General features: G+C 64.9%; 18 protein-coding genes. 6 read left to right on the forward strand and 12 right to left on the reverse strand.

Annotated elements, in window-relative coordinates:
* The first annotated feature begins 8 nt into the window (after positions 1–8).
* The 3 genes from G7Y82_RS17710 to G7Y82_RS17720 all read left to right on the forward strand — a co-directional run bounded on the left by G7Y82_RS17710 (position 9) and on the right by G7Y82_RS17720 (position 4,127).
* Entirely contained in the window at positions 9–1,220 is a 1,212-nt protein-coding gene (locus G7Y82_RS17710) for an MFS transporter (protein ID WP_168149484.1), read from the forward strand.
* 198 nt (positions 1,221–1,418) lie between these two features.
* Positions 1,419–2,816 (forward strand): carbohydrate porin, encoded by a 1,398-nt coding sequence (locus G7Y82_RS17715; protein WP_168149485.1) that lies wholly within the window; start codon positions 1,419–1,421, stop codon positions 2,814–2,816.
* A 54-nt stretch (positions 2,817–2,870) separates the two neighbouring features.
* A complete protein-coding gene (locus G7Y82_RS17720) occupies positions 2,871–4,127 on the forward strand; it encodes an MFS transporter (RefSeq protein ID WP_168149486.1) in 1,257 nt (418 codons plus the stop codon).
* A 7-nt stretch (positions 4,128–4,134) separates the two neighbouring features.
* On the opposite strand, the gene G7Y82_RS17725 is transcribed toward G7Y82_RS17720, so the two are convergent.
* Positions 4,135–5,532 carry an esterase/lipase family protein gene (locus G7Y82_RS17725; protein WP_168149487.1) on the reverse strand — a complete coding sequence of 466 codons (1,398 nt, stop codon included), beginning with the start codon at positions 5,530–5,532 and terminating at the stop codon, positions 4,135–4,137.
* A gap of 131 nt (positions 5,533–5,663) precedes the next feature.
* Between G7Y82_RS17725 and G7Y82_RS17730 the strand changes: the two genes are divergently transcribed.
* Positions 5,664–6,008, forward strand: a complete 345-nt coding sequence (locus G7Y82_RS17730; RefSeq protein ID WP_168149488.1) for a HopJ type III effector protein — start codon at positions 5,664–5,666, stop codon at positions 6,006–6,008.
* A gap of 99 nt (positions 6,009–6,107) precedes the next feature.
* Here G7Y82_RS17730 and G7Y82_RS17735 read toward each other — a convergent pair whose 3' ends face one another.
* On the reverse strand, positions 6,108–6,527 hold the full coding sequence (locus tag G7Y82_RS17735; protein WP_168149489.1) for a hypothetical protein: 420 nt from the start codon (positions 6,525–6,527) through the stop codon (positions 6,108–6,110).
* Between the two features lie 659 nt (positions 6,528–7,186).
* Between G7Y82_RS17735 and G7Y82_RS17740 the strand changes: the two genes are divergently transcribed.
* Positions 7,187–7,753 carry a glycine zipper 2TM domain-containing protein gene (locus tag G7Y82_RS17740; RefSeq protein ID WP_168149490.1) on the forward strand — a complete coding sequence of 189 codons (567 nt, stop codon included), beginning with the start codon at positions 7,187–7,189 and terminating at the stop codon, positions 7,751–7,753.
* Positions 7,754–7,807: 54 nt separating this feature from the next.
* Here G7Y82_RS17740 and G7Y82_RS17745 read toward each other — a convergent pair whose 3' ends face one another.
* The 10 genes from G7Y82_RS17745 to G7Y82_RS17790 all read right to left on the reverse strand — a co-directional run bounded on the left by G7Y82_RS17745 (position 7,808) and on the right by G7Y82_RS17790 (position 23,642).
* Positions 7,808–8,488, reverse strand: a complete 681-nt coding sequence (locus G7Y82_RS17745) for a hypothetical protein (protein WP_168149491.1) — start codon at positions 8,486–8,488, stop codon at positions 7,808–7,810.
* A gap of 63 nt (positions 8,489–8,551) precedes the next feature.
* Positions 8,552–9,709 carry a ribonucleotide-diphosphate reductase subunit beta gene (locus tag G7Y82_RS17750; RefSeq protein ID WP_206370827.1) on the reverse strand — a complete coding sequence of 386 codons (1,158 nt, stop codon included), beginning with the start codon at positions 9,707–9,709 and terminating at the stop codon, positions 8,552–8,554.
* A 373-nt stretch (positions 9,710–10,082) separates the two neighbouring features.
* Positions 10,083–10,544, reverse strand: a complete 462-nt coding sequence (locus G7Y82_RS17755) for a DUF2214 family protein (protein ID WP_168149493.1) — start codon at positions 10,542–10,544, stop codon at positions 10,083–10,085.
* Between the two features lie 298 nt (positions 10,545–10,842).
* Positions 10,843–13,824, reverse strand: coding sequence for a ribonucleoside-diphosphate reductase subunit alpha (locus G7Y82_RS17760; protein ID WP_168149494.1), 2,982 nt, complete (start codon positions 13,822–13,824; stop codon positions 10,843–10,845).
* Positions 13,825–14,341: 517 nt separating this feature from the next.
* Positions 14,342–15,505, reverse strand: a complete 1,164-nt coding sequence (locus tag G7Y82_RS17765; protein WP_168149495.1) for a M23 family metallopeptidase — start codon at positions 15,503–15,505, stop codon at positions 14,342–14,344.
* 108 nt (positions 15,506–15,613) lie between these two features.
* A complete protein-coding gene (locus tag G7Y82_RS17770) occupies positions 15,614–17,083 on the reverse strand; it encodes an efflux transporter outer membrane subunit (RefSeq protein WP_168149496.1) in 1,470 nt (489 codons plus the stop codon).
* An 8-nt stretch (positions 17,084–17,091) separates the two neighbouring features.
* Entirely contained in the window at positions 17,092–18,276 is a 1,185-nt protein-coding gene (locus G7Y82_RS17775; RefSeq protein ID WP_168149497.1) for an efflux RND transporter periplasmic adaptor subunit, read from the reverse strand.
* Complete coding sequence (locus G7Y82_RS17780; protein WP_168149498.1) at positions 18,263–21,469, reverse strand: efflux RND transporter permease subunit; 3,207 nt, start codon at positions 21,467–21,469, stop codon at positions 18,263–18,265. The genes G7Y82_RS17775 and G7Y82_RS17780 overlap by 14 nt, the downstream gene beginning before the upstream one ends.
* A gap of 111 nt (positions 21,470–21,580) precedes the next feature.
* Positions 21,581–22,975 (reverse strand): sensor histidine kinase, encoded by a 1,395-nt coding sequence (locus G7Y82_RS17785; protein ID WP_168149499.1) that lies wholly within the window; start codon positions 22,973–22,975, stop codon positions 21,581–21,583.
* Positions 22,962–23,642, reverse strand: a complete 681-nt coding sequence (locus tag G7Y82_RS17790) for a response regulator transcription factor (protein ID WP_168149500.1) — start codon at positions 23,640–23,642, stop codon at positions 22,962–22,964. The genes G7Y82_RS17785 and G7Y82_RS17790 overlap by 14 nt, the downstream gene beginning before the upstream one ends.
* A 127-nt stretch (positions 23,643–23,769) precedes the next feature.
* Between G7Y82_RS17790 and G7Y82_RS17795 the strand changes: the two genes are divergently transcribed.
* Positions 23,770–25,851 carry a site-specific recombinase gene (locus G7Y82_RS17795; RefSeq protein ID WP_168149501.1) on the forward strand — a complete coding sequence of 694 codons (2,082 nt, stop codon included), beginning with the start codon at positions 23,770–23,772 and terminating at the stop codon, positions 25,849–25,851.
* Positions 25,852–26,037 lie beyond the last annotated feature (186 nt).

Below are 26,037 nucleotides of genomic sequence, written 5' to 3' on the forward strand. Positions count from 1 at the left end.
GGAGAGCAATGCTTAGACCAGGCAGCTGGCCCTGCATCATTTTGTTGTACATCTACGGCATGCTGGCGACGTCGCTGGTGACGCAGGCGGTGCCGATCATTGGCGACATCGCGCAGCGCTTCGGCTTGTCGCACACGATGTCCGGCTGGGTTATCTCGATCCCGTCGCTGATCACCGCGATTGGTGCGTTGCTCGGCGGCTGGCTGATCGATCGTGTCGGCGACAAGCGCGTGATCTTCGCCGGTTCGATGTTCGCGCTGGTCGGCAATATCGGCGTGTTCTTCTCGCACAGTCTCGGCATGCTGTTCTTCAGCCGCTTGCTCGAAGGCGTCGGCTATCTGTCGCTGACGGTCGGTGCGGTGACGATGGTGATGCGCACGACCAGCGGGCCGCGCCGCAATATCGCGATCGGACTGTGGACGTCGCATACCGCGGTCGGCATCGGCCTGACCCTGAGCATTGTGGCGCCATTGGCCGGGCACGGTGATCAATGGCGCTGGGCGTTTGGTGGCCATGCCGTGCTGATGGCGCTGCTGGCGCTGGCGGCGCCGCTGCTGCCGGCCAAGACCGGCGACGAGGCGGCGCGTTCGTTGTCCGATATCTGGGAAGTGGTGAAGCGTCGCGCACCATATCGCGTGGCGTTGGCAGCCGGAGCGTCGGCGTTCATCCAGACCGGCATCATGGCGGCGCTGACGGTCTACCTGGCCAAGACCTTCTCGATTCCGATCAAGACCGCCGCCGGCATCGGTACGGTCGCCGAGGTGTTCGTCGTCATCGGCTGCGTGGCAGTCGGACATCTGCTGAAGGCCGGGCTCGGCGCGCGCCTGCTGGCACTGGTTGGCGGCCTCACGGTGCTGGCCGGTGGTATCGGCCTGTATCTGCCGGCGACGGCGCTGTCCGGTGCGGCGGTCGCGATCTGCACGTTCTCGATCGGCATCGGCCTGCTCAACGGTCTGATCTGGACCTTCGTGCCGGCGGCGGCGCCAAGCCTGGCAACGCTCGGTGTGACCAGTGGCCTGGTCTCGCAGGCCTGCTACCTGGGCGTGCTGCTCGGTCCGCCGGCGATCTTTTCCAGCTTGCATCCGGGCGGCTGGACCACCCGCGTCGGGTACGTGCTGATCGCCACGCTGCTGCAGCTGGCACCACTGCCGATCTGGACGCGCAAGGCGCGTCAGCCGGTCGCCGCGCAGAACGCACATCAGGTGCTCGGCCACGGCTAGCCACTAGACGCCGGTCGCAGGCGGCCGGCGTCCATCACCCAAGGACGTTGCAAATGTGGGGCGATGCCCCGCAGCGGGTGCGGCTGGCCCGCGACACGCCAGGGCACCGGCTGTCGGCTGCCTGGGCACTCAGATATGACGCGTTGTGATGGGACACGACGCGCAGCGGTACAGACCTAAATACGTGAGGAGAGTGTGATGAAAGGCATCAATCCATCGGGCTGGGGGCGGCGTGTCACACGCGGCACACGGCTGTTGCTGACCGCATCGGCGTGCGCGTTGGCGGGCCATTCCGTGCTGGTGGAGGCGGCAGCCCCGGGCGCCTATCGCGGGCCGCTGGCCGACATCGGCGACAAGCTCAATGATGCGGGCTTCTATCCGAACGTCTTCATCGGCGAGTGGTACATCTCCAACCCGAGTGCCGGCGTGCATGAGGGCAGCCATCAGTGGATGACACAGGTCAACGCTGGCTTCGACTATTACCTGGAGCCGCTGACCGGCCTCAAGGGTACGTCGATCCACTTCATGGAAGGCTATGTGCCTTGGATCACGCATCAGACGGCGCTCGATAACTACTTCACGCAGGCCGGCGACGTCATCAACGGCAGTGCATCGGGCTATGTGCCGATCAAGGCGCATCTGACGCGCTTCACGCTCGAACAGGAATTGTTCGACAAGCACCTGTTCATCGAGGGCGGCAAGGGCTACGTCAACGACTACGTGGCGCGTCCGGACTGCCTCAACGCGTTCCAGTGCATGAGCACGATCGCCATCACGCACAAGGCCAGTGGCTTCAACTTTCCGAACTATTCGAACTGGTTCGGGCGCGTCGGTTACAACGTCTCGCCCACGGTGAAAGTCCAGGGCATGTGGTACCAGTACGACAACAACGCCTCGCAGACCAATGGCTGGGAGGACTGGCGGCCGTCGAACTACAGCGCGTATCTCGTCGATCTGCAGTACAACGCGCAGCGTACGGCGCGGCCGGCGGCAGCCGAGATCATGGGCTACTACAACAAGATTCCGCAGACCGATCAGCTCTGCGCGACCTGCGACAAGGACGTCACGAACTGGCAGGGTGGCATCTTCGCCAGCGGTATGCAGACGCTGTGGCGCCCCGAGCCGGCCAGCCCGAAGATGCTGCAGGCCTTCGTGTCGGTTGGTACCGCGTTCAACGAAAAGCAGACGACCAGTCCGTCGGTTGGCGGCATGAACTACGCGCTCGACACCGGCCTGACGATGCACGCGCCGTTCAAGAGCCGGCCGCTGGACAGCTATTCGCTGCAGCTGACGATGGTGCAGCTGACCAAGGACGAGCAGACGTACCTGAAGAACCAGGGCTACGGTGATCCAGGCCGGCGCGAGTACTCGATCGGCGCCAGCGCGTTCTTCAACGTCTACGACTACATCTTCGTCAGCCCTTACGCCGAGTACCTGATCAACGCGAACGCGGCGTTCGCCGGCAACGACTACGTCAACCCGACGCATGCGCAGCCGTCCGACGGCCTCGGTGTGGGCATGATCATCACGATCCCGTTCACGCATCTGCTGGGGCTGAGCCCGGGCCGTTCGCCGTACGACGGCCACTACCCCTGATGACAATGGCCGGCGCGGTGTGCAGGCCGCGCCGGCTAGGTAACGAGGATCCGAATGCCGAACGGCGAACGCGTGGCACCGGCGAGCGGTGCCGTTCCGGGCGACGATCACATCGCAGCGCTGCGTCGCGCGTGGCGTGACCGCAACTTCATTCTCTACATCGGCAGCAACGCGATCGGCTGGGGCGGTACCTGGATCCAGCGTACGGCGATCGGCTGGTTGTCGTGGGAACTGACGCATTCGGCGTCGTGGGTCGGCATCGTGTCGCTGATTCAGTACTTGCCGCTGATCGTGCTCGGGCCGTTGTTTGGTGTCGTGCTCGATCGTCACGACCGCAAGCACTTTGCGCTTGGCGTGCAATGGGCGCTGACCTTGCTGGCCTCGGTGCTGTGCGCGGTCAAGGGCATGGGCTGGCTCGATCTGCGCATGCTGATCGTGCTCGGCGTGCTGCTCGGCTGCACCAACGGCGCGTACCAGCCGGTGCGGTTGGCGATCGTCCACGACGTCGTGCGCGGGCCGATGGTGACGCAGGCGATTGCGATCAACGCCGTGCTGTTCGCCGGCATGCGCCTGGTCGGCCCGGCGCTCGGCGGCATCCTGATCGCCACGGCCGGGTTGTCGTTGACGTTCATGGTCTGCGCGATCGCCTACGGACTGAGCGCCATCGCCTTGATTGCGCTGAAGACGCAGCCACATCAGCCGTCGGCATCGTCCGGCGGCCTCGGCTCGCAGTTCGCCGACGGTGTGCGCTACGCGCTGGCGACGCCGGCCGTGCGGTCGATGATGGCGCTGACCTTGATCACCTCAGTGATGGCGCGTGGCGTGCTGGAGCTGATGCCGGCCTATGCCGGCGGTGAGTTTCATCGCGGCAGCAGCGGTCTGGCGACGCTGATGTCGAGCATCGGCGGCGGCGCGATCGTCGCCGGCTGGCTGTTGTCGCACGGAGGTAATCGCCGCGTGCGCACGCTGATGTGGTACGCGTGTATCGGCAGCGGTCTGGCGGCCTTTACATTCGGCCTGATGCCGAACTTCGGCGGCGCGATTGCCGCTGCGGTGGTCATGGGGACGAGCACGACGCTGGCCAGCATCGGCCTGCAGGCGATCCTGCAGGGCGAGCTGGCGCCCGAATATCGCGGCCGCGTGATCGGCATCTGGGGCGTCGGCAACGTCGCCGGACCGTCGATGGGCAGCGCAATGCTCGGTGGCATCGCGCATCTGGCCGGGCTGCGTGCCACGACCTGCGCCAGCGGGCTGCTCTGCGCGCTGCTGTGCTACGTCGTCATGCGCCGCAGCGCCGCCTTCCGGCGCTAAGCGTCGTTCAGCCGACCGGCGTGCCGATCGGCCGAGCGCCGAACCTGCCCGGCGTGAGGTCGGCGTCGACGCGGAACACGGCGCTGTCGACCTGGCGGCGCAGACGGATTTCCACCATCAGCGTTTCGTTGGCGCGAACGATGTCGGCGACGGCACCCTCGTCGGAGCGAAATTCGATCGGCTGGTAGTAGACCAGCGCCTGCGGTCCCGGCTCGGGCCGCGCGCGGACCTGGAAGCCGACGCGGCCGCCGCCCTCGTGGCGGTTCAGGCCCAGGCGCAGCACGTCGTGGTCGACGTAGTAGGTGAGCTGCCCGGGGCTCTTGCGGTTGCGCTGACGGTCGACGAAGAAGCCGGGCGGCAGATCGTCCGGCGAGTAGTGTGGCCCGCCGGTGATCAGCAAGTCGTAATCGGTCAGCACGTTGCCGCGATCATCGATGAAACGGAAGACCAGCATGCTGTAGCGGCTGGTTTTGTAGGTCTTGGTGCCGAAGAACTTCTGCTCGGTCTGTTTGGCCTCGTCTTTCTGCGTGGACTTGGTCAGCGTGTCGAGCGCGTCGCAGAGCGTGGCGTATTCGTCGCCGTTGCGAACCTGTAGGCAGCGCTGTGCCCAGATCACGGTCGGGTGCGTGGCGGCGTTATCCAGGGTCACGCTACGAATGATGCCCATCGCATCGCCCGAATGTGAGCGCCCCGGCAGCACGCCAAACGCGGTGCGCGACGTGCGCTGTGGTGCGGCGCCGGTGATGGTCTCGCCGTCCTGATGCAGATGTAGCACGCCGTAGTTGAGGTTGGCGGCGGCCACGCGCACGACGCCATCCGAGCCGGCCTCGCCGGTGTACGAGTTCAGATGGTCGTAGAACTTGCGATCGATCGACTGGCCGGTGAGCACGAACGGGTAGATGCCAGCCGCTGCCCAGTCGATCGTCATCCACGCCACATTGAGCCGCCACGATGCGTCGCTGCCAAGCTCCAGCCAGTCGAGCACGCCGGTGCCGGGCTGCACGCCGTCGGCCATCGATTTCAGGCGGCCGATCGGCCCCTTGCCGAGCTGCGCCAGTGCCGAGCCGTGATTGGCCGGCGCCAGCATGATCAACTGCTTGAGCGGGCATTCGGCCGGCTCGTGGCCGTGATAGAGCTGCATCCACAGCCGCACGACCGGACCGCCGGTCGAGTGCGTGATACAGGCGAAGTCCGCTAGTGGACCGGGGCCCAAAGTGTCCGTCAACGCCTGCTGGAACGCGCGCGCGATATCGTCGAGCGTTACCGTGTCGACGAAGCTGATGTAGCGCCCCAGATAGACGTCCTCCACCGCCGCGCCTTGTTGGGCAAGCCAGCGTGGCAGCGCGCCGTAAGTGTCGGTATTGGTGACGCTCCAGCCGTGAACGAAGACGATGCGCGTGCCCATGCTTGATTCCCCTCTACGCCGTTCACGCATTCTGCAGCGACCGCGTCGGCGCCGATGTGATCTGGCGCACGCGCTCGACGCCGCGTCGCAGATGTCTACACTGTGCGCCCCTCAAAACCGAAAGTGACGTGATGTCCGTCGACGCCTTCCTGCAGCGCCTGCGCGCGAGCCCCGAGCAGATCGAGTTCACCGAAACTATGGCGGCCATCGAAAGCGCCTACGAATACACGCCGACGGCGTTTCGCAACGGCGAACTGCACAACGACGCCGGGCAGAACGCCGGTTCCTGCAAGCTCTTGTCATTCGCGCGCATGCAGAACCTCAGTGAGGCCGAGACACTAGCCTGCTTCGGCCGCTATTACCGCGACGATGTGCTCGGCCACCCGGACGGCAGCGATCACCAGAACATCCGCAACTTCATGCGCAGCGGCTGGGTCGGCGTCTCGTTCGAAGGGCAGGCGCTGGCCGAACGCTGAAACAAAAAAAGCAGGCACATGGCCTGCTTTTTAAACCGCAACTGCATGGCGCCCGGCGTGGACACCACGCAGTGCTGCCATGCGGCATTGACTGGCCGATCAGGCCGCGGCTTCTTCGGTTTCCTCGGCCGGCTCGGCCACCGCCACCGGCTTGGCCGCGGCTACAGCCGCCGCCGCAGCGGCCGCCATCGATTCGACCGACGGCATCGGCGGAATGTGCTCGCTGAAGAAGGCCTGGACCTGCTGGTCCGCTTCCTCGCGGCTCAGCTGGCCGTACATCTGCACCAGGCCGGCGACGACGTGAAAGTTGCCGTCCGAATTGGCCAGCGCCGCTTTCGGCACGCGCGGCCAAGTCTGGTCAGCCACACCGATCAGCGTCTGCCACGTCGAGACATGTGCGCGAGCATGGGCTTCGGCAGCGGCGCGCAGCTGATTCTTGGTTGGCGAGCCAGCCGGACGGCGCTGCTTCGGCGCCGACATATGGAAGGGCGAGCGGCCGCCTTTTTTTCTGGGTTTCATGTGAACTCCTGTGGTGGTGGGCTTCGGCGTGATCGCCGCGCGACAGGTTCAACCGTGCATGAACGCGAACCCGCCGAGTTCCCTGAAAAGCCGAGGTCGCGCGCAAGCGCATGGCGCCTGCTGCGGCGAGGGCTCAACTCGACGGAATCGATCGAGATTCGCTCAAGACACATTCCGATGAAGGGCATCGAAAAAACCAATCGCGAAGCGACAGGTCAGGGAATGCGTCGAAAAGCCGTGCGCCGATGAAGCCAGGGCACGCGCGAGCGAAATGCACTGCTGATTACCTGACGCAGCAGGATACGCGCTTTGTCCATTTTTGTCGAACCTGAACCGTGCGCCGGGGCCAGTTTTGAGGTGGTTTTGCTTGTGAAATCCGGCGTCAGTGAAGGGCGATGGTCTGTCAGGACATATTTTATAAATTATAAAAATATCATTTACTTATATTTTATTTTTGCATGTATTGGCGCAATGGGGCGCCGGCCTAGTTCGTAAAAATATCGGCTTCAGGCGGTGGTGTTTGAATCAATTTGAGATTTTCAAGCCTGGCTGGCCGCCCCATCCGCATTCGGCGGCGCAGATCTTCAGTTTCGATTCATTTGACCGGCCTAGCGTGGCGATCAATGAACCGGGCGTTCGCCCGGATGAGTGGAGTTGACGTGTACAAGTCGCTATTGCTTGCCGGTTTGGGTGCCGGTCTCGTTGCGGCCCCGGCATTTGCCGGCCCTTACGGTTACGGCGCCCCGTATGACGGTTACCGTGGCGGCGATGACGCGCCCGCCTACGCACGAGTCGTCCACTCCGAGCCGGTCTACCAGGCCGTGCGTGTCGACCAGCCGCGTCAGGAATGCTGGAACGAGCCCGTGACCTATCGCGATCCACGCTACGACAACAACGTCGCGGCCGGCGGCATCATCGGCGCCATCGCCGGTGGCGTGATCGGCCATCAATTCGGCCAGGGCGGCGGTCGCGCCGTCGCTACCGCGCTCGGTGTGGCGGTCGGCGCCGGTGTTGGCGCCAACACCGCAGCGGCCAACACTCCACGTGCCGAACGCGTCGGCTACCAACAGCGCTGCCGTGAAGTGGCCGACACCCACTACGAAGACCAGGTGATCGGCTACGACGTCACCTACCGCTACGGCGGCCGCGACTACACCACGCGCATGCCCTACGACCCGGGCGAGCGCATCGCCGTCAACGTGAGCGTGCAGCCGCAGGGGTATTGAGGCGCTGATTGTCCAAGCGCGTCGTGCGCGTATGAAACACGGACCAAGGCCGCCCTACGGGGCGGCCTTTTGTCTGGATGCGGCTAATTCTGCTGCGGGAGGATTGATCGCTTGGTAGAGCAGGCGCTCGTAAAGGGCCACGCGCAGCTTCCATGAGGAGGCCAGCATTGCGACACAGTAGAGTATGAGTAGTGCGAATCCACACAATGCTGGGATGACACTGACTTCGAGTGGCCAGTGAAATCGAAAGTCTTTGAGCTGCAGATATAAGGCAGCAATGATGCTGAGAAGACCGAACTTGTCGATACTGCCGAACAGCAGCGAGAAGCGCTGCTGCAGTGATGCTTGTCGATCTCGGGCATACGCGAGATGCTTCGCGACTTCGTCTTTTGGAAACGAATGCAACCATCCGATGATCGCCTGCACGCCTTGGTAGTGGAAGTCCATGGTGGCCGCGAACCCGCTCTTGTGATTACGTAATTGCGGCCATTCGTAGCGGATGATCGACGTGATACTCCAGATTAGACCGATGATTTCTGCAACAAACGTAAAAAGCGTGAATGGCAGTGACTTGAATACGTAGGTGGAGACCAGGTTAAAGCCGAAGCTTCCGATGAGTAGGGCGTAACCGAAATTCGGAGACCTTTTGGAGCTGCCGTCGTCGTAATCGGGAAGGTGCTCGGAGACCATCCGTTCAAGCTCGATAAAACTTAGAGGTGCCGCGGGCTCGGACATTTTCTGACGTTCTGAATTTAAAGGCCCAAAGAAAAAAGCCGCCTTGCGGCGGCTTTTTCAGCATCAGTCCCAGCTCAATGCACCGCCGGTCTGGTACTCGGTGACGCGCGTCTCAAAGAAGTTCTTTTCCTTCTTGAGGTCGAGCACTTCGCTCATCCACGGGAACGGGTTTTCGGTGGCGCCGGGGTAGAGCGGTTTGAGGCCGATCTGGCTGCAGCGGCGGTTGGCGATGAACTTCATGTACTCGTTGAACATGCTGGCGTTCAGGCCGAGGACGCCGCGCGGCATGGTGTCGTGCGCGTAGCGGATTTCCAGTTCGGTCGCTTCCTTGATCATGTCGAGCGCCTGCTGCTGGAACTCGGCGGTCCACAGGTGCGGGTTTTCGATCTTGATCTGGTTGATGACGTCAATGCCGAAGTTCATGTGCATCGCTTCGTCGCGCATGATGTACTGGATCTGCTCGGACGTGCCCATCATCTTGTTGCGGCGGCCGAAGCTGAGCAGCTGCACGAAGCCGACGTAGAAGAAGATGCCTTCGAACACGACGTAGAAGGCGATCATGTCGCGCAGCAGGCGCTGGTCGTCTTCCGGCGTGCCGGTCTGGAACATCGGGTCGCCCAGCGACTGGGTGTAAGGCAGCGCCCAGGCGGCCTTGTCGTGAATGCTCGGCACTTCGCGATACATGTTGAAGACCTCGGCCTCGTCCAGGCCCAGGCTTTCGATAATGTACTGGTAGGCGTGCGTATGGATCGCTTCCTCGAAGGCCTGGCGCAGGATGTACTGGCGGCACTCCGGGTTGGTGATGTGGCGGTAGACCGCGAGCACGAGGTTGTTGGCGACCAGCGAGTCAGCGGTGCTGAAGAAGCCCAGCGAGCGCTTGATGATGGTGCGCTCGTCCTCGGTCAGGCCCTGCGGGTCCTGCCACATGGCGATGTCGGCCGACATGCCGACTTCCTGCGGCATCCAGTGGTTGTTGCAGGCGTCCAGGTACTTGTCCCAGGCCCACTTGTACTTGAACGGCACCAGCTGGTTGAGGTCCGCGCGGCAGTTGATGATCTTCTTGTCGTCGACGCGGATGCGGTTGGCACCCATCTCGAGGTCTTCGAGGCCGGTGGCGCCGGCGACCGTGCTGTCGGCATGCATCGGCGGCGGGGCGACCTTGGTCGGCGCGCTCGGTGCGGGCTGGGTGGCGGTTTTCGGGGTGTCGTCCCAGTTCAGCATGATTTTGGTCTCCATGACCCGGGCGCGGTGGCCCGGCATATCCGGTTTGTTCGTGGCGCTTGGCTGCGTCGGTGGGCGTCGGCCCAATGTCCCCTGAAGTCACCGGCGGCGCGGGGGGAAACGCGTGCGGTGACGACGGCCTCAAAGATTGCGCCGGGCCTGGCGATCAGTCAAGCAAAAAATACTACGGGTAGTGGTGGCAGATCACGGATTAATCTACATATTGTGATTGAGCACAGGTTTTGCGCAGATTGCGCACAGCTTTGTCCCCAGATCGAGCAGCGCGGCACCGATGCGGAGCGCACAGCCGCTACCGCCGCGCCCGTGCGGACGGGCGGTGGCGGCAAGCGGCGGTAAGGGACTCGGCGTGCTGTCAGCCGCCGAAGCTGCCGTAGCCGTTGGCGACGAGCACGATGGCCAGCGTCAGCAGGGCGATGGCGGTGAGCTGGATGTGGACGAAGACGCTGGTCTTGCGGACTTCTGTGGCGTCCGGCATCGCGCCGCTGGTGTCGAGCGCGGTGCGCCAGCGGATGTAGCGAAGGGTCGGCACGATGGAAACCACGGCGGCCAGCGCGAACAGCCCGAGCACGCCGTGGAAGGCGCCGTTGTGCCAGTAGTAGCTGGCGCCCTTGCCGCCATGCCAGACGCGCGCCAGACCGGTGATCAGCACCACGCCGGCCATGATGCCGTAGAGGCGGTCCACGCGTGGCAGCAGGCGGATGGCGCTGGCGGCGCTGCTGCCGATCTTGAGCAGATACAGCTCACTGACCAGCGCGCCGGCCATCAGCCACACGGCGATGTAGTGAATCCACGGCAGGACGACGATGCTGAACATGGTGGCTCCCGTTGTGTTTGCGGTTGGCGGTGATTCTAGAGAAGCCGGCGGCGGCGCACGATGCTGGGGGACGTGCGTGCCTCGATACACCGCGCTGCGCGCGGCACTCGGCATGAACGGGTGGGGCGTCGCCGCCGTTTCGAGGGCGCTGGGCGGCTTGTTGCCGTTGGTTGCCGCGACCTGCGCTATCTCCGCACGCACCGAGGTCGCGGCTTGCGCCGTTCCTGCAGTGGTGGTTTGGGGCAATGAAAAAGCCGCCTCGAAAGGCGGCTTTTTCGTGACGGCTGACGGCGGTGGATTACTGGCAGGCTTCGCAATCCGGGTCGAGGATGGAGCAGACCTTGGCGCTGCCGGTACCCGCTTCGAGCGTCGGCAGTTCCATTTCCGGGGCCGGCGCGGCCTGCATCGGCTTCGGTGCCGCGGCCGGTGCGGCGCTGGCCGGCTTGGCCGCGATGCCGCCGCTGCTGCCGTTGCCGACTGCGTTCAGGCGGTTGTCCTGAATCGTCGTCTTCTCGGCGTGCGTGGCACCCATGGTGCGCAGGTAGTACGTGGTCTTCAGGCCCGACACCCAGGCGTGCTTGTACAGTTCGTCGAGCTTCTTGCCGGACGGCTGCGCCATGTACAGGTTCAGCGACTGCGCCTGATCGATCCACTTCTGGCGGCGGCTGCCGGCGTCGACCAGACGCTTGGCGTCGATCTCGAACGCGCACTTGTAGATCTGCTTGAGCTCCGGCGGGATGCGGTCGATCTGCTGCACGCTGCCGTCGAAGTACTTGAGGTCATGCGCCATGACCTCGTCCCACAGGCCCAGGCCCTTGAGGTCGTTGACGAGATACTCGTTGACGACGGTGAACTCGCCGGACAGGTTCGATTTGACGTACAGGTTCTGGTACGTCGGTTCGATCGACTGCGACACGCCGGTGATGTTGGCGATGGTCGCGGTCGGCGCAATCGCCATGGTGTTGCTGTTGCGGATGCCGGTGGTCTGGATCTGCGTGCGCAGCGTGTCCCAGTCGAAGCGGCCGGACGCCGAGGTGTCCTGCTTCAGGTACTGCTCGCCGCCGCGGGCGTCGCGCAGCAGCTTGATCGAGTCGATCGGCAGGATGCCCTGATCCCACAGCGAGCCCTTGAAGCTGGAGTAGGCGCCACGCTCGATGGCGAGGTCGGCCGAGGCCTTGATCGCGTAGTAGCTGATCGCTTCCATCGACTCGTCGGCGAACTGGATGGCGTCGTCCGACTCGTAGGCCATGCGCTTCTTGTACAGCGCATCGTTGAAGCCCATGACGCCGAGACCGACCGGACGGTGACGCAGGTTGGAATTGCGCGCCGTGGCCACCGAGTAGTAGTTGTACTCGATGACGTTGTCGAGCATGCGCATCGCCGTCGTCACGGTCTTCTCGATCTTGGCGATGTCGAGCGCGCCGTCGGCGCCGATGTGCGCCGGCAGGTTGACCGAGCCGAGGTTGCAGACCGCGATTTCCTGGCCGGCCTTGGTGTTCAGCGTGATTTCGGTGCACAGGTTCGACGAATGCACGACGCCGACGTGCTGCTGCGGCGAACGCAGGTTGCACGGGTCCTTGAATGTGATCCACGGATGGCCGGTTTCGAACAGCATGCCGAGCATCTTGCGCCACAGCTGGATGGCCGGAATGCGCTTGGCGTTCTTCATCCGGCCCTCGTCGGCCAGACGCTCGTATTCCGTGTACTGCTTCTCGAAGGCGTCGCCGACCAGGTCATGCAGGTCCGGCGTTTCGTCAGGAGAGAACAGCGTCCACTGACCCTCCTCGACGACGCGCTTCATGAACAGGTCCGGCACCCAGTTGGCCGTGTTCATGTCGTGCGTGCGGCGGCGGTCGTCACCGGTGTTCTTGCGCAGTTCGAGGAATTCCTCGATGTCGCGATGCCAGGTTTCGAGGTACGCGCACAGCGCGCCCTTGCGCTTGCCACCCTGATTGACGGCGACGCAGGTGTCGTTGGCGACCTTGAGGAACGGCACGACGCCGTTCGACTTGCCGTTGGTGCCCTTGATCCAGCCGCCCATGCCGCGCACCGGCGTCCAGTCGTTGCCGAGACCGCCGGCAAACTTGCTGAGCATGGCGTTGTCGTGGATGGCGCCGAAAATGCCGTGCAGGTCGTCCGGCACCTGCGTCAGGTAGCAGCTCGACAGCTGCGGGCGCAGCGTGCCGGAGTTGAACAGCGTCGGCGTGCTGCTCATGAAGTCGAAGCTCGACAGCAGCGTGTAGAACTCGACGGCGCGTGCTTCGCGGTCGATCTCGTTGATCGCCAGGCCCATTGCGACGCGCATGAAGAACGCCTGCGGCAGTTCGAAGCGCGTCTTGTTGCTGTGGATGAAGTAGCGGTCGTACAGCGTCTGCAGGCCCAGGTAATCGAACTGGCCGTCACGTTCGGCGAGCAGCGCCTTGCCCAGCGCGTCGAGGTCGTAGAGCGCGAGCTTGGGGTCGAGCAGCTCGAGTTCCACGGCCTTGTGGATATAGGCGCGGAAGTAGTCAGGGTAGACCGCCTTCATTTCCTCGGCGGTCGGACGCGTTTCCGGCAGGCCGAGGAACTTCAGCGCCTCGTGACGCAGTGCATCGCCGAGCAGGCGCGCCGAGACGTAGGTGTAGTTCGGCTCCTTCTCGATGCGCGCGCGGGCGGCCAGCGTCAGCGCCTGGCTCAGCTCGGCTTCCGGGATGCCGTCGTAGAGGTCGCGCAGCGCAGCCTTGACCACTTCCTCGACATCGACGCCGGTGAGGCCGGCGCAGGCTTCGGTGACGAGACGGTGCATGCGCGCCTCGTCGAGTCCGATGCTGGTGCCGTCATCGAGCTTGACCGAGATCGTCGGATGCGTCGCCGCCGGCTGAGTCGCCGCCTCGGCAGCGCGCTTGCGCGCCTGCTCGTCGCGGTAGAGGACGTAGGCGCGCGCAACCTTGTGCTCGCCGCCGCGCATCAGCGCCAGTTCGACCTGGTCCTGGATGTCTTCGATGTGCAGCGTGCCGCCGCCGGCCAGATGGCGGGTCAGGCCCGACACGACCTGTTGAGTCAGCGCTTCGACTTTGGCGCGCATCGCTGCCGACGCGGCAGCGGCGCCGCCTTCGACGGCGAGGAAGGCCTTGGTCATCGCGACATTGATCTTCTGGGCATCGAAGCCCGTCAGCTTGCCGTTGCGGCGGATGACCTTGATCGCCCCAGGCGCGGTTGCCGCGAACTCTGCGGTGCTGGCCGTGGGCTGAGGCGGTGCGCGGCGCGGGTCGGCGGCCGGCGTGGTGTTCTGCGTGAGCATATGGACGTCCCCTGTGCTACTGAATTCTTGTCTTCCGCTGGCCGTTTCGACGCTTTATTTCCATTGCGGCGATGACGGGTGGCAGGTTGAAAAGACTAGGCATCCGTTGTGTGACCGTCAACCGAAATTTTCTAGATATTGTGGTCCTGGGTCACATTAACCCCAAGAGATTGTGTCGAAGCGGTGCATGAACCCTGCACAAGCTGTGGGCAAACAGGGGAAAGATTCCGATACTTCGAGCAGAAACGAGGACTTAGCGCATCGCGTGGTGCACGATTTCAGGCACGCCCTGCGATTGGGGCCTGCGGCGCCGGTTCCATGAGGGTTCCACGGACGGCGGATGTGAGCTTAAAGATAGATATACGATATAAAGTTCAATATATCGGCACTTTGCGTGGCGCCGCTTCCCGGCTGCGAAGATGAAATTTGGGTGAAACCACTCGGCCGGCAAATTTGAATGCCGCGACGTCGCGATTTGCGCACCGCGCCCGGACTGCGCGGCGCATTCGGGCTGCCGCTAGCCGACCGGTACCCGCGCTTCGAGGCGGTGGACGTAGGCGTCGAAGCGCGAACGCTCGGCATGCGACAGGCGCGTGCTTTCGGCCGGGACGTTGAGCAGCGGATTGAGGCGCTGATCGTGTTCCCACAGCTCGAAGTACAGGTGCGGACCGGTCGACAGGCCGGTGGATCCGACGTAACCGATGATCTGCCCCGCATGCACATGGCTGCCGCTATGGATGCCGGACGCAATGCTGTGCAGATGGCCATAGCGCGTGGCGACGCCGTGTCCGGAGCGAATCTCGACGACGCGGCCATAGTTGCCATGCCACTGCGCCATGCCGACGGTGCCGTCGAGGGCGGCGCGGATCGGCGTGCCGAGCGGCGCGGCATAGTCGATGCCCTTGTGGAATTCCGGCGTCTTCAAGACCGGGTTGATGCGCCAGCCCCAACCGGACGAGATGCGCGCGTGCGGCAGCGGCTGCAGCATGGCCAGCAGCTTGACGCCGTGCCCGTGGCGGCCGACCAGATATTGCGCGCCGTCGTCGCCGACATAGTGATAGATACGATGGTGTCGCGTATGCAATGTGACGTCGAGGCATAGCAGCCGCGCGTGCGGCTCGGACGGCGCGCCGGCGAAGGTGGCGACCACGCGCGCGCCTTTCGGCAGCTCCGCCGGCAGGTCGTCGTCATGGCGCAGGTAGGCATGCACAGCGGAGGCCAGCGGGGCACGGACATGCGCGGCGCGCAATGCGGAGGCCAGGGTGTGGTCGATGGTGAAGCCGACGTGGACGATGCGCACGTCGTCGTCGTCAGTGGCTGGTGGGTGCGCCAGCGCGGTTTGCTCATGGTGATGGACCATGGTCAGACGCTGTAACTCGCGCCGACCGTCGAGCTGGGCTGCGGTGCAGATGCTCAGCGTGTCGCCAGGCCGCATCTCGCGCAGCGTCTTGGCATCGGCCGAGGCGTGCAACCAGCGCATGACGTCACCGGCATCGACGCCGGCGCTGCGCAGCAGCGTATATGCACTGTCGCCGCGCGTGACGCTCAAGGTCTGCGCCTTGCAGTCCTCGGGCTTGATGTCTTTGGCGACTGCCGCCACGCCATCGTTCGAATTGTTGGCAAACGCCGTCCCTGTAGCCGCGGCGATCGCCGCGGCGAGATACACACCCGCTCTTCTCATGCCTGTTCTAGTTTTGTGATCCAGGCGGCGACCCGAGCCGCCTAGACAAATTCCCGCTGTTCGGACCGCGGAATCAGCAAAGAGTTTTACCAGATAAACAGGTCGGCGTCAGTTTAAAGACGGCTTGGAATCGGTCGCGGCGACGGACGTCATTGGATCGTCGCCGACCTTCCAGCCACCGCCGAGCGCGCGGATCAGCGCAACGCTGGCACGCAGGCGGTCGGTGTTGATCGTCACCTGGGCGCGCTGCGCTTCGAGTGCGGCGGTTTGCGCGGTCGTTACTTCCAGATAGTTCACGACGCCTTCGCGATAACGGATCGTCGAGTATTCGACAGCCTGCTTGGCGGCTTTGACCGCTTCGTCTTCCTGGGCCGCCGCATCGCGATAGTGATCGAGCTTGGACAGATTGTCCTCGACCTGTGCGAAGGCGTTGAGCACGGTGCTGCGATAGCTGGCGCCGGCTTCGTCGAGCGCGGCACGCGCCTGCCGGACCTGCGCCTTGCGCTTGCCACCGTCGAACAGATCGACGGCCAGCGTCGGGCCGATCGACCAGAACAGGTTCGAGGCCTGGAACCAGTCGCTGCCTTCGTAGCTGCTGTAGCCCACCGTGCCGCCCAGCGTGAGGCTCGGGAACCAGGCCGCACGAGCGACGCCGACCGCGGCGTTGGCGGCGGCCGTACGCCGTTCGGCGGCGGCGATGTCGGGACGGCGCTGCAGCAGTGTCGACGGCACGTCGGTCGGAACGTTCGGCAGCGTCAGCCCCGTCGTGTCCGGCGCGATCGAGAACGTCGACGGCGAGGCGCCGACCAGGATGGCGATCGCATGTTCGAGCACGGCGCGCTGTGCCTGTGTGGTCGCCAGCTGTGCCTGGGCGCTCTTCAGCTGCGTCTGCGCGCGGGCGACGTCGAGCCCCGAGCCGATGCCGCCCTGGCGGCGCGTTTGTGTCAGCTCCAGCGCGCGCTGATAGGCGTCGACCGTATCGGTCAGCAATTGCACGGTCTGGTCGGTACCTCGCAGCTGCAGGTAATCGTCGACCAGTTCGGCGCGCAGGCTCAGGTGTGCCGATTCCAGATCGGCGGCGGCCGCGGCCAGGTCGGCGCGGCCGGCTTTCACCGTATTGCGAACGCGTCCCCAGAGGTCGAGCTCGTAGCTGGCGGCGAGCCCCAGCGAGTCGTTGTCGTAGTAGCGGTTGCTGTTGCCGGACGGCGGGCGCATGTCCGAGCCGCGGTTCGGCTGGTACTGGCCGCCCAGCGACAGCGACGGGAAGTAGGCCGAGCGCGTCTGCTGATAGTAGGCATTGGACTGCTCGTAGCGTGCCAACGCTGCGGCCAGGTCCGGGCTGTTGCGCTCGAGCTGATCGGCCAGACGGTCGAGCGTCGAGTCGCCGTAGGCCTGCCACCAGCTGCCGCGCGAGATCGTGTCGCCTGGTTGCGCCGGCTGCCAGTCCTTCTGGCCCGCCGCTTCCTTGTACTGCTCGGCGAGTGGCACTGGCGGCACGATGTATTTCGGCGCCATCGAGCAGGCGCTCAGTGCGAGACCGGCGGCGATCGCGCCCAGCGGTGGCAGCGTGCGTTGCATGCGGCGCCTCAGCTCTTCTTGGTCTTGGTCGCGTCGGCGTCCGGCTGCTCGGGTGCGATCTGCACCTCGTCACCGGCCATCAGCGAATCGAACGGACTGTCGATGACGCGGTCGCTCTTGCTCAGGCCGCTGACTTCCAGGCTCTTGCCGAGGTCACGATTAATCGTGATGGGTTTCATCGAGACCTTGTTGTCGGTGCCGACGACGGCGACGCGGACGCCACCTGCATCGAAGATCAGTGCGCTGCCCGGGATCGTCAGGCTGTCGCCGTCGGGTGGCACTGTGAGTGTGATGTCGGCATAACCTCCAGCCAGTAACTGCCCCTTGTCGTTGTCGACGACGAGTTGCACGAGACTGGCGCCGGACATGGCGTCGATCGCGCCTGACGTGCTTTCAACTTTCGCGTCGAAGGTCTTGCCCGGACGTTCCGGTACGACCAGCTGCGCCTCACTGCCGACCTTGATGTCGGGCACATAGCTCTGCGGCACCTGGACGTAGACACGCAGCTTGTGCGTGTCGGACACCGTGAACAGCGGCGTGCCGCTGCCGTTGGAGCTGATCAGCTGGCCGACGTCGGTATTGCGCGAGGTCACGATGCCGTCGAACGGCGCGGCGATGCGCTTGAAGCCCTGCGTCGCCGCCAGTGCGTCGACCGCCGCCTGCGCGGCCTGCGCCGCGGCCTTCTTGGCGGCGTAGTCGCCGACCTTTTCGTCGACTTCCTGCTTCGATACCGCGTCGGTGCCGAGCATGCCCTGCCAGCGCTTGGCGGTGGACTCGGCGAGCTTCTCATCGGCCTTGGCCTGGATCAGGTTGGCGCGCGCCTGGGCGAGCTGCTGATCGAGGTCCGGCGTTTCGACTTCGGCGAGCAGCTGGCCTGCTTTGACGTGGGTGCCGATGTCGACCTTCCAGTCCTTGAGATAGCCGTTGACGCGGGCATAGATCGGCGCCGTGCTGTAGGCCTCGAGCCGCGCCGGCAGTTGCAGGCCGCTACCGGCGCCGAGCGGTTGCGGCGTGACGATCTTGACGGTCGGAATCGCGTGCGCCTCGGTCCACTGGGCGACCTGGCTGTTGCTGCGCGCGCGTGCGGTCAGGCCGACGACGACGATCAGCGCGGCGATGACGGCGGCGACGATGCCGGCCGTGCGCAGGCCGCGCGGAGCGGCGGGCGGTTGGGTCTGGTTAGTGGGCGACATGCGGGTGTCCCAGGTCAGGAGCAGGCGTATTGGAAGTTGCGCGGCCGTCGCGCGCGTGAACGATGCTGAACACGATTGGCACGAAGAACAGCGTCGCCAGCGTTGCGAACGACAGGCCGCCGATGACCGCGCGGCCGAGCGGCGCATTCTGTTCGCCGCCGTCGCCGAGGCCGAGCGCCATCGGCAGCATGCCAATGATCATTGCCAGCGCCGTCATCAACACCGGGCGGAAGCGCGTGAAGCCGGCTTCCAGTGCGGCCTGCGCGGCGTTGCCGGTGGCGGCCAGACGTTCGCGGGCGAAGCTGATGACGAGGATGGAGTTGGCGGTCGACACGCCCATGCACATGATGGCGCCGGTCAGCGCCGGCACGGACAGCGTCGTATGTGTCGTGAACAGCATCCAGACGATACCGGCCAGGGCTGCCGGCAGCGCGGTGATGATGACGAACGGGTCGGCCCAGGACTGGAAGTTGACGACGATCAGCAGGTAGATCAGCACCACGGCGCCGAGCAGGCCGAACAACAGGCCGGAGAACGCGCTGTTCATGGTCTCGACCTGGCCACGCAGTGTGACCGTAACGCCACGCGGCGCGTCCTTGGACATGCCGTCGACGATTTTCTGGATGTCCTTGGCCACGCTGCCGAGATCCTGTCCCTGCGGCGTCGCGTAGATGTCGATCACCGGCAGGATGTCGCGATGAGAAATCACCGCCGGCGTGGCTGTGCGCTTGATCGTTGCCAGACCGCCGAGCACCTGCGTGCCATGCGTCGAATTGATCGGCAGACTTTCGAGGTCGGACAGCGAGTCGATGTTGTACTGCGGCGTCTGCGCGACGACGGGGTAGCTGACGCTGTTCTCGGGATTGAGCCAGAACACCGGTGCAACCTGGCTGGTGCCGGAAAGCGCGATGACCATGCTGTCGGTCAGGTCCTTGGACGTGACGCCGAGCTGTTCAGCACGGGAGCGATCGAGGTCGACTTGCAGCGTCGGATAGTTGCGCGTCTGCTGGATGCGTGCGTCGGCGACGCCGTCAACGAGACGGACTTTCTCCAGCAGTTTCTTGGCGAAATCGAAGTTGTCATCGGGGTGCGGCCCACGCACCTGCACGTCGATGGGCGCCGGCGAGCCGAAGTTGAGGATCTGGCTGACGATGTCGGCCGGCAGGAACGAGAACTGCACGCCCGGATATTCACGCGGCAGCTTGTCACGCAGCAGCTTCACGTATTCATCGGTCGGCCGGTGGCCTTCGTGCAGCGCGACCTGGATGTCGCCGTCCTGCGGGCCGACCGTGCCGGTGTTGGCGTAGGTATTGTTGATGCTGGAGACCGGCACGCCGATGTTGTCGGCGACCGCTGCCAGCTCCTTCGGCGGGATGACCTTGCGGATGCTGTTCTCGATGTTGGCGAAGATGCGCGAGGTCTCCTCGAGCCGCGTGCCGGCCGGCGCGCGTGCATGAATCAGCATCTGCCCGGAGTCGACCGACGGGAAGAAATTGCGGCCGAGGAACGGCACGAGCAGGAGCGACAACGCGACGATACACATGAAGCCCGGCACGAACACGCGGCGGTGATAGAGGGCGAATTCGAGCAGGCTGCGATAAACGCCGCGCACGCGCTCGAAGCGTGCCTCGAAGCCGCGCTGGAAGCGTACCAGCGGATTGCGCGACGGCGGCAGTGATGCGTTGTTGCCGTGCATGTCGGTATGCGGCGCATGCGGCTTGAGCAGGTACTTGCTCATCGTCGGCACCAGCGTGCGCGACAGGATGAACGAGCAGACCATCGCGAACATCACCGACATCGCCATCGGCACGAACAGGAAGCGTGCGACGCCGTCGAGGAAGAACATCGGCACGAAGACGATGCAGATGCACAGCAGCGAGACGAAGGCCGGCGTGACGATCTGCGCGGCGCCGTCGAGGATCGCGGTCTCGACGTCCTTGCCTTGCTCCAGATGCCAGTTGATGTTCTCGATGGTCACCGTCGCGTCGTCGACGAGGATGCCGACTGCCAGGGCCAGGCCGCCCAGCGTCATGATGTTCAATGTCTCGCCGAACGCCGCCAGCAGCGCGATCGCGCCCAGCACCGACAGCGGAATCGACGTGGCGATGATGACGGTGGAACGCCAGCTGCCGAGAAACAGCAGGATCATCAGACTGGTCAGCGCGGCGGCGAGCACACCCTCGTGCAGCACGCCGTTGATCGCGCCGCGGACGAAGATCGACTGATCGCCGATCAGATCCATCTTCAGGTTCGGCGGCACCAGGCTCTTGAGCTCCTTGACGCGCTGCTTGATGCCGTCGACGATCGCCAGCGTCGAGGTCGCGCCGTTCTTGAAGATGGTGATCAGCACCGAGCGCGTGCCGTTGACGTGCACGATGTTGCTTTGCACGGCGGCGCCATCATGCACGTAGCCGATGTCGCGCATGTAGACGTTGGTGCCGTTGACCGACTTGATCGGAATATCGTTGAACGCGGAGAAGTCGGTCGGCGTGTTGTTGAGCTGCACCGTGTAGTCGAAGCGGCCGATCTTCTCGGTGCCGGCTGGCGTGATCTGGTTCTGCGCCGCCAGTGCGTCGGAGATGTCCTGCGGCGACAACCCGCGCGCCTTCAGCGCGGTCGGGTCGACGTCGATCATGATCTGCCGTGACTTGCCGCCGAACGGATACGGGATGGCCGCGCCCGGCACCGACACCAGCTGGGTGCGGATGGTGTTCATGCCGATGTCGAACAGATTTTGTTCCGACATGCCCTGGCCGGACAGCGCCAGCTGCAGGATCGGCACCGTCGAGGCGTTGTAGTTGAGGATCAGCGGCGGGCTGGTGCCCGGCGGCATATGCTTGATCATCGTCTGCGCGACGGCCGTGACCTGAGCGTTGGCGACGCTGATGTCGGTGCCGGGCTGGAAGAAGATCTTGACGATGCCCATGCCGACCAGCGAGTTCGACTCGATGTGCTCGATGTCGTTGACCGTGGTCGTCAACGCCCGTTCGAACTGGGCGGTCGTGAACCCGGCCAGTCGGTTCGGCGGCTGGCCCGTGTACTGCCAGGCGACGCCGATGACCGGAATTTTAATGTCGGGGAAGATGTCGGTCGGCGTTCGCAGGTAGGCGAGCGGACCGACGATCAGGATCAGCAGCGCAAGGACGACGAAGGTGTACGGCCGTGCGAGCGCGATTCTGACGATGCCCTGCATGGGGGTTCCCGGCTGAAAGCAAGAACATCGAGTATGGCCAGCGGTGCATAGCGGACCGCTGTCCCCATCATGAAAGAAAAGTCATTGCACCGACTGACGCTGACGGTGCTGTCAGTTGCCGAGGCCCGCCTGCTGGCAATGCAGCGTCACGCGGGTGCCGCCTTGATCGCCAGGGCCAATGTCGAGGTGGAAGCCGTGCAGGCGCACGATGGCCGAAACGATCGATAGGCCCAGCCCCGAGCCTGGCAGCTGACGCGTGCTTTCGCCGCGGTAGAAGCGCTGCAGGACCACATCGCGCTCGCCGGCGGGGATGCCTGGGCCGGTGTCGACCACGCAGACCTTGGCGCCGTCGCCGACGCGCCGCGCATGCAGGCGCACGCTGCCGCCGGCTGGGGTGAATTTGATGGCGTTGCTGAGCAGATTGCTGATCGCCTCGATCAGCAGTTCGCGGTCGGCGTCGATCGGGGCCAGCGGTTCGAGATCAAGCTGTAGCGCCACGCCCTTGTCCTCGGCCAGCGGTGCGTACAGCTCGTGAATTTCCTCGAGCATCGCCACCACGTCGACCGAGCCGAAGCCGGCGCGGCGGCGGCGGTCTTCCATCTCCGAGATGCGCAGCAGAGCGGCGAAGCGCGCCAGCAGCGATTCGACGTCGCTGCTGCAGCGTTCGAGCACCGCGTTCTCCTCGCTGTCTGGCGCCATCTGCTGGCGCACGCGGTGCAGCTGCGCACGCAGCCGCGTCAACGGCGTGCGCAGATCATGGGCGATGTTGTCGCAGACCCCCTTGACCTCGCTCATCGAGCGCTCGAGCTCGACCAGCATGGTGTTGACGATGGACGCCAGCAGGTCGAGTTCGTCGCGACGGCCGCTGACCGGCAGACGCTTCGACAGATCGCCGCGCACGATCGGTTTGACCGCGGCTTCCATCGCGCGCACGCGTCGCAACGGGCCGCGACTCAGCAGATAGCCGCCGATCAGACCGGGAATCAGCGTCAGCGACAAGGCCCAGATCAGGCTTTGACGCAGGATCACGCCGACCTGGTCGATGACGCTGGTGGCGCGCGACAACACCAGCAGCTCACCGCTGGGCAGGCGCAGGGCCAGTGCCCGGGCGCGCTGGCGGTCGTCGCGATCATTGCGCAGCACGCCATCCGGCACCGCGTGCACGCTGCCATCGGCGATCAGGCCGTACGGCACCTCGGCGAGATTGCCGCTGAGGTAGATGCCGTCCTTGGAGAACAGCCCGTAGGCCATGACGCCGCGCAGATCCAGCGTCGCGGTATCGACCATCGCCGAGGGCAGCTGCTGGCGGTCGACGCCGGCCAGGTAGTGCGCACGCTGCTCGAGGATCTGGTCGACGACGCGCGACAGATAGTGCTGGGTTTCGGCGTGAATCACCGCGACCAGCACCGAACTCCAGACGACGAACAGCGCGCCGTAGATGAGGATCAGGCGCGTCGTTGACGAGCGCCAGGCGCTGCTGGGCCTGCTGAGTTCAGGCGTCGCCAAGCAGGTATCCCGAGCCGCGCACGGTGCGGATCAGCGGCTGCGTGCCCGGGGGGTCGACCTTTTTGCGCAGACGGCCGATGTGGACGTCGATCAGATTGGTGCCGGGGTCGAAGTGAAAGCCCCAGACCGCCTCGAAGATCATCATCCGCGTCAGCACCTGGCCGGAATTGCGCATCATGAATTCGAGCAGGCGGAATTCGGTCGGCAGCAGTTCCAGCTCGCGCGCGCCGCGGCGGGCATTGCGCGCCATCAGGTTCAGCTCAAGGTCGGAGACGCGCAGCTCGGTCAACGGGCCGCTGTTGGCGCGGGTGCGGCGCAGCAGCACCTCGACACGGGCCGCGACCTCGTCCGGCGCGAACGGCTTGGTCATGTAGTCGTCGCCGCCGGCGCGCAGGCCCCGTACACGCTCGTCGATGTCGGACAGCGCGCTGAGCATCAGCACCGGGGTCTCGACGCCTACTTGGCGCATGGTGGTCACGATCGCCAAGCCGTCAACGCCGGGCAGCATGCGGTCCAGGGTGATGGCGTCGTAGGCGCCGCTGACGGCCTTGACCAGGCCGTCACGGCCATTGTCGACCCACTCGACTTCGATTCCGTGTTGCTCGAGTTCGGCAATAATCTCCCGAGCGGTCACCTCGTCGTCTTCGATCGTCAAAACTTTCGGCATCGTACCCTGTGGGCGGTTCTGGTCTGGTTCAGACCATACTCTAAGCAAGTTATCGTCCGCTGGTCCCATCCCTGAATTTAATTTCATGTCGCCGACGCCTCCAGAGACGCCCCCCGAAAAGCCCGCCATGCCCCCGCGCCGCCGCGCCACCTGGCGCCGGCTGCTGAGCCGCACGCCGGATGCCGAGCGTCGCGCACGCACGCTCGATGCGGCGCTGGAGCGCATCGCCAGTGCCGAGGGCGATGCCCGTCTCGACGCGCTGGCGGCGCTGGTGGCCGCCGTCCGGCCGGCGCGGCCGCGGCTGGTGCAGGTGGCGCGCACGCAGCTGCAGCACTTGACCCAGCGGCTGCGCGAGGATCCGGCGGCACGCGCCAATCTGCGCGATGCACTGATCTGGCTGCTCGGCACCAAACAGCCGCTGCGTCTGTTCACCGAGGCCGGCGTGATCGCGCAGGAGGGCTTCACCACCGGCCTGTGGCGGCGGCTGATGTCACGCGTGCTGCCCGAGGAATGGCGCAGCGACCAGCTCAAGGACTGCCTGGCGCGGCTGTTCGACCGCGAGACCGATCACCTCTGGGTCGACGCTGTCGATGACGCGGTCTGGGTGGCGCTGCTGGACGCGCTCGATTTCTCGGCTGCGATCGGCCCGCAGGCCGTGCGCGAGCGGCCGGTGATGTCGCTACAGATCCTCGATGCGCTGCAGGTGATCTCGTACCGCATCGCCGCGCTCGGCCTGGAGCCGGAGTTCGTGCGCAGCTACCCGGCCATCGAACGCTACGAGTCGCCGTTTCTGATGCAGAACGTCGAGATGCACGCGTTCATCGCCGAGCGGCGCGCCGCCGCCGTCGAGCGGCGCGCGCCGAACCTCGACGACAAGCAGGTCGCGATGCTGCTCGACCAGTGCCAGAAGATCGTCGTCAAGGTGCGCAAGCAAGCCGGGCAGACCGGCGCCAGCGTCAGCCTGACCGTATTGCTGGTCCGTATCAGCCAGAAAATCGCGCGCCTGCTGACCTTGCTGCGTTTGCTCGAGGACAAGCCGACGCACGAGCTCAATGCCTTGCGCGTGCAGTTTCTGAAGCTCCTGATCCGTGCCGAGAATCGCAGCCGCAGCATCCGCGAGCTGTGGTCGCAGACCGCCGACCTGCTCAGCTCCCGCGTCATCGAAAATGCCAGCAAGGCCGGCGAGCAGTACATCACCACCACACGCTCCGAATACTTCGGCCTGCTGAACTCGGCGCTCGGTGCCGGTTTCGTCGTGGTGGTCGCCGCATTCATCAAGCTGGCGCTGGCGTCGGACGGCCGAGCGCCGTTCGGCGAGGCGCTGGTCTACAGCCTCAATTACGCGGCTGCTTTCGTCATCATGTATGTGTTTCATTTTTCGCTGGCGACCAAGCAGCCGGCGGTGACGGCGCACCGCTTTGCCCGCAGCCTCGAACAGGCCGGCGCCAAGCGGCGCATCGAAGCCCTGGCCGAGATCGTCGTCCGCACCTTCCGCAGCCAGTTTGTCGCGGTAGCCGGCAATCTGCTGATCGCCGTGCCGCTGGCGGCACTGATCGCCGACTGGATGTTCTCGCACACCGGCCATCACTACATCTCCGCCGAGAAAGCGCATCACCTGCTCGACGATGCCGACCCCCTGAGTCCACGGGTCTGGGCATGGGCGGCGCTGACTGGTGTCTGGCTGTTCCTGACCGGCCTGATTTCCGGCTTTTATGACAACAAGGCGGCGTACGACCGCATCCCGCAGCGACTGCGCCAGCTTGGCTGGTTGCGCCGCATCATCGGCCAGCGGGGCACGCGCAAGCTGGCCGAGTACATCGACCTCAACCTCGGTGGCCTGGTCGGCAGCCTGGCGTTCGGCCTGATGCTGGGCTCGACGGGCGCTGTCGGCCGCGTGCTCGGCCTGCCGATCGGCACGCTGCACGTCACCTTCACGTCGGCCAACTGTGCCTTCGCGGTGTCGGCGCTCGAAGGGCTGCTCAGCTGGGGCGAGATCGCCAGGATGTGCGCCGGCGTGGCGGTCATCGGCATGCTCAATCTGGGCGTCAGCTTCACGTTGGCGCTGTCGGTGGCGCTGCGCGCGCAGCGCATCCGCTTTACCGAAACGCGCGCGCTGCTGACCGAACTCGGCCGCCGCTTCGTGCGCCAGCCGCACCACTGGTTCTGGCCGCCCAGGGAATCGCCGAAAGCGGATGTGGACGGGGACTAAAGGGTGGTGCGCCGTGTTCTTGCGTTTTCTGGCGTTCCTCTGGGCTGCTCGAATCCGAACGCGCGAGGCGCGGTTCCAACGGTTCGATTCCGCTCGCCAGAGGCGAGCAGCGCATCCCGGCAAGGCATGACATTGAGTCATGACTTGAAATCCCGGGATGCGTGTCGTGATTTGTTCCTTATGCGT

Source organism: Solimonas marina (assembly GCF_012241385.1).
In the GTDB taxonomy this organism is placed as follows: Bacteria; Pseudomonadota; Gammaproteobacteria; order Nevskiales; family Nevskiaceae; genus Solimonas; species Solimonas marina.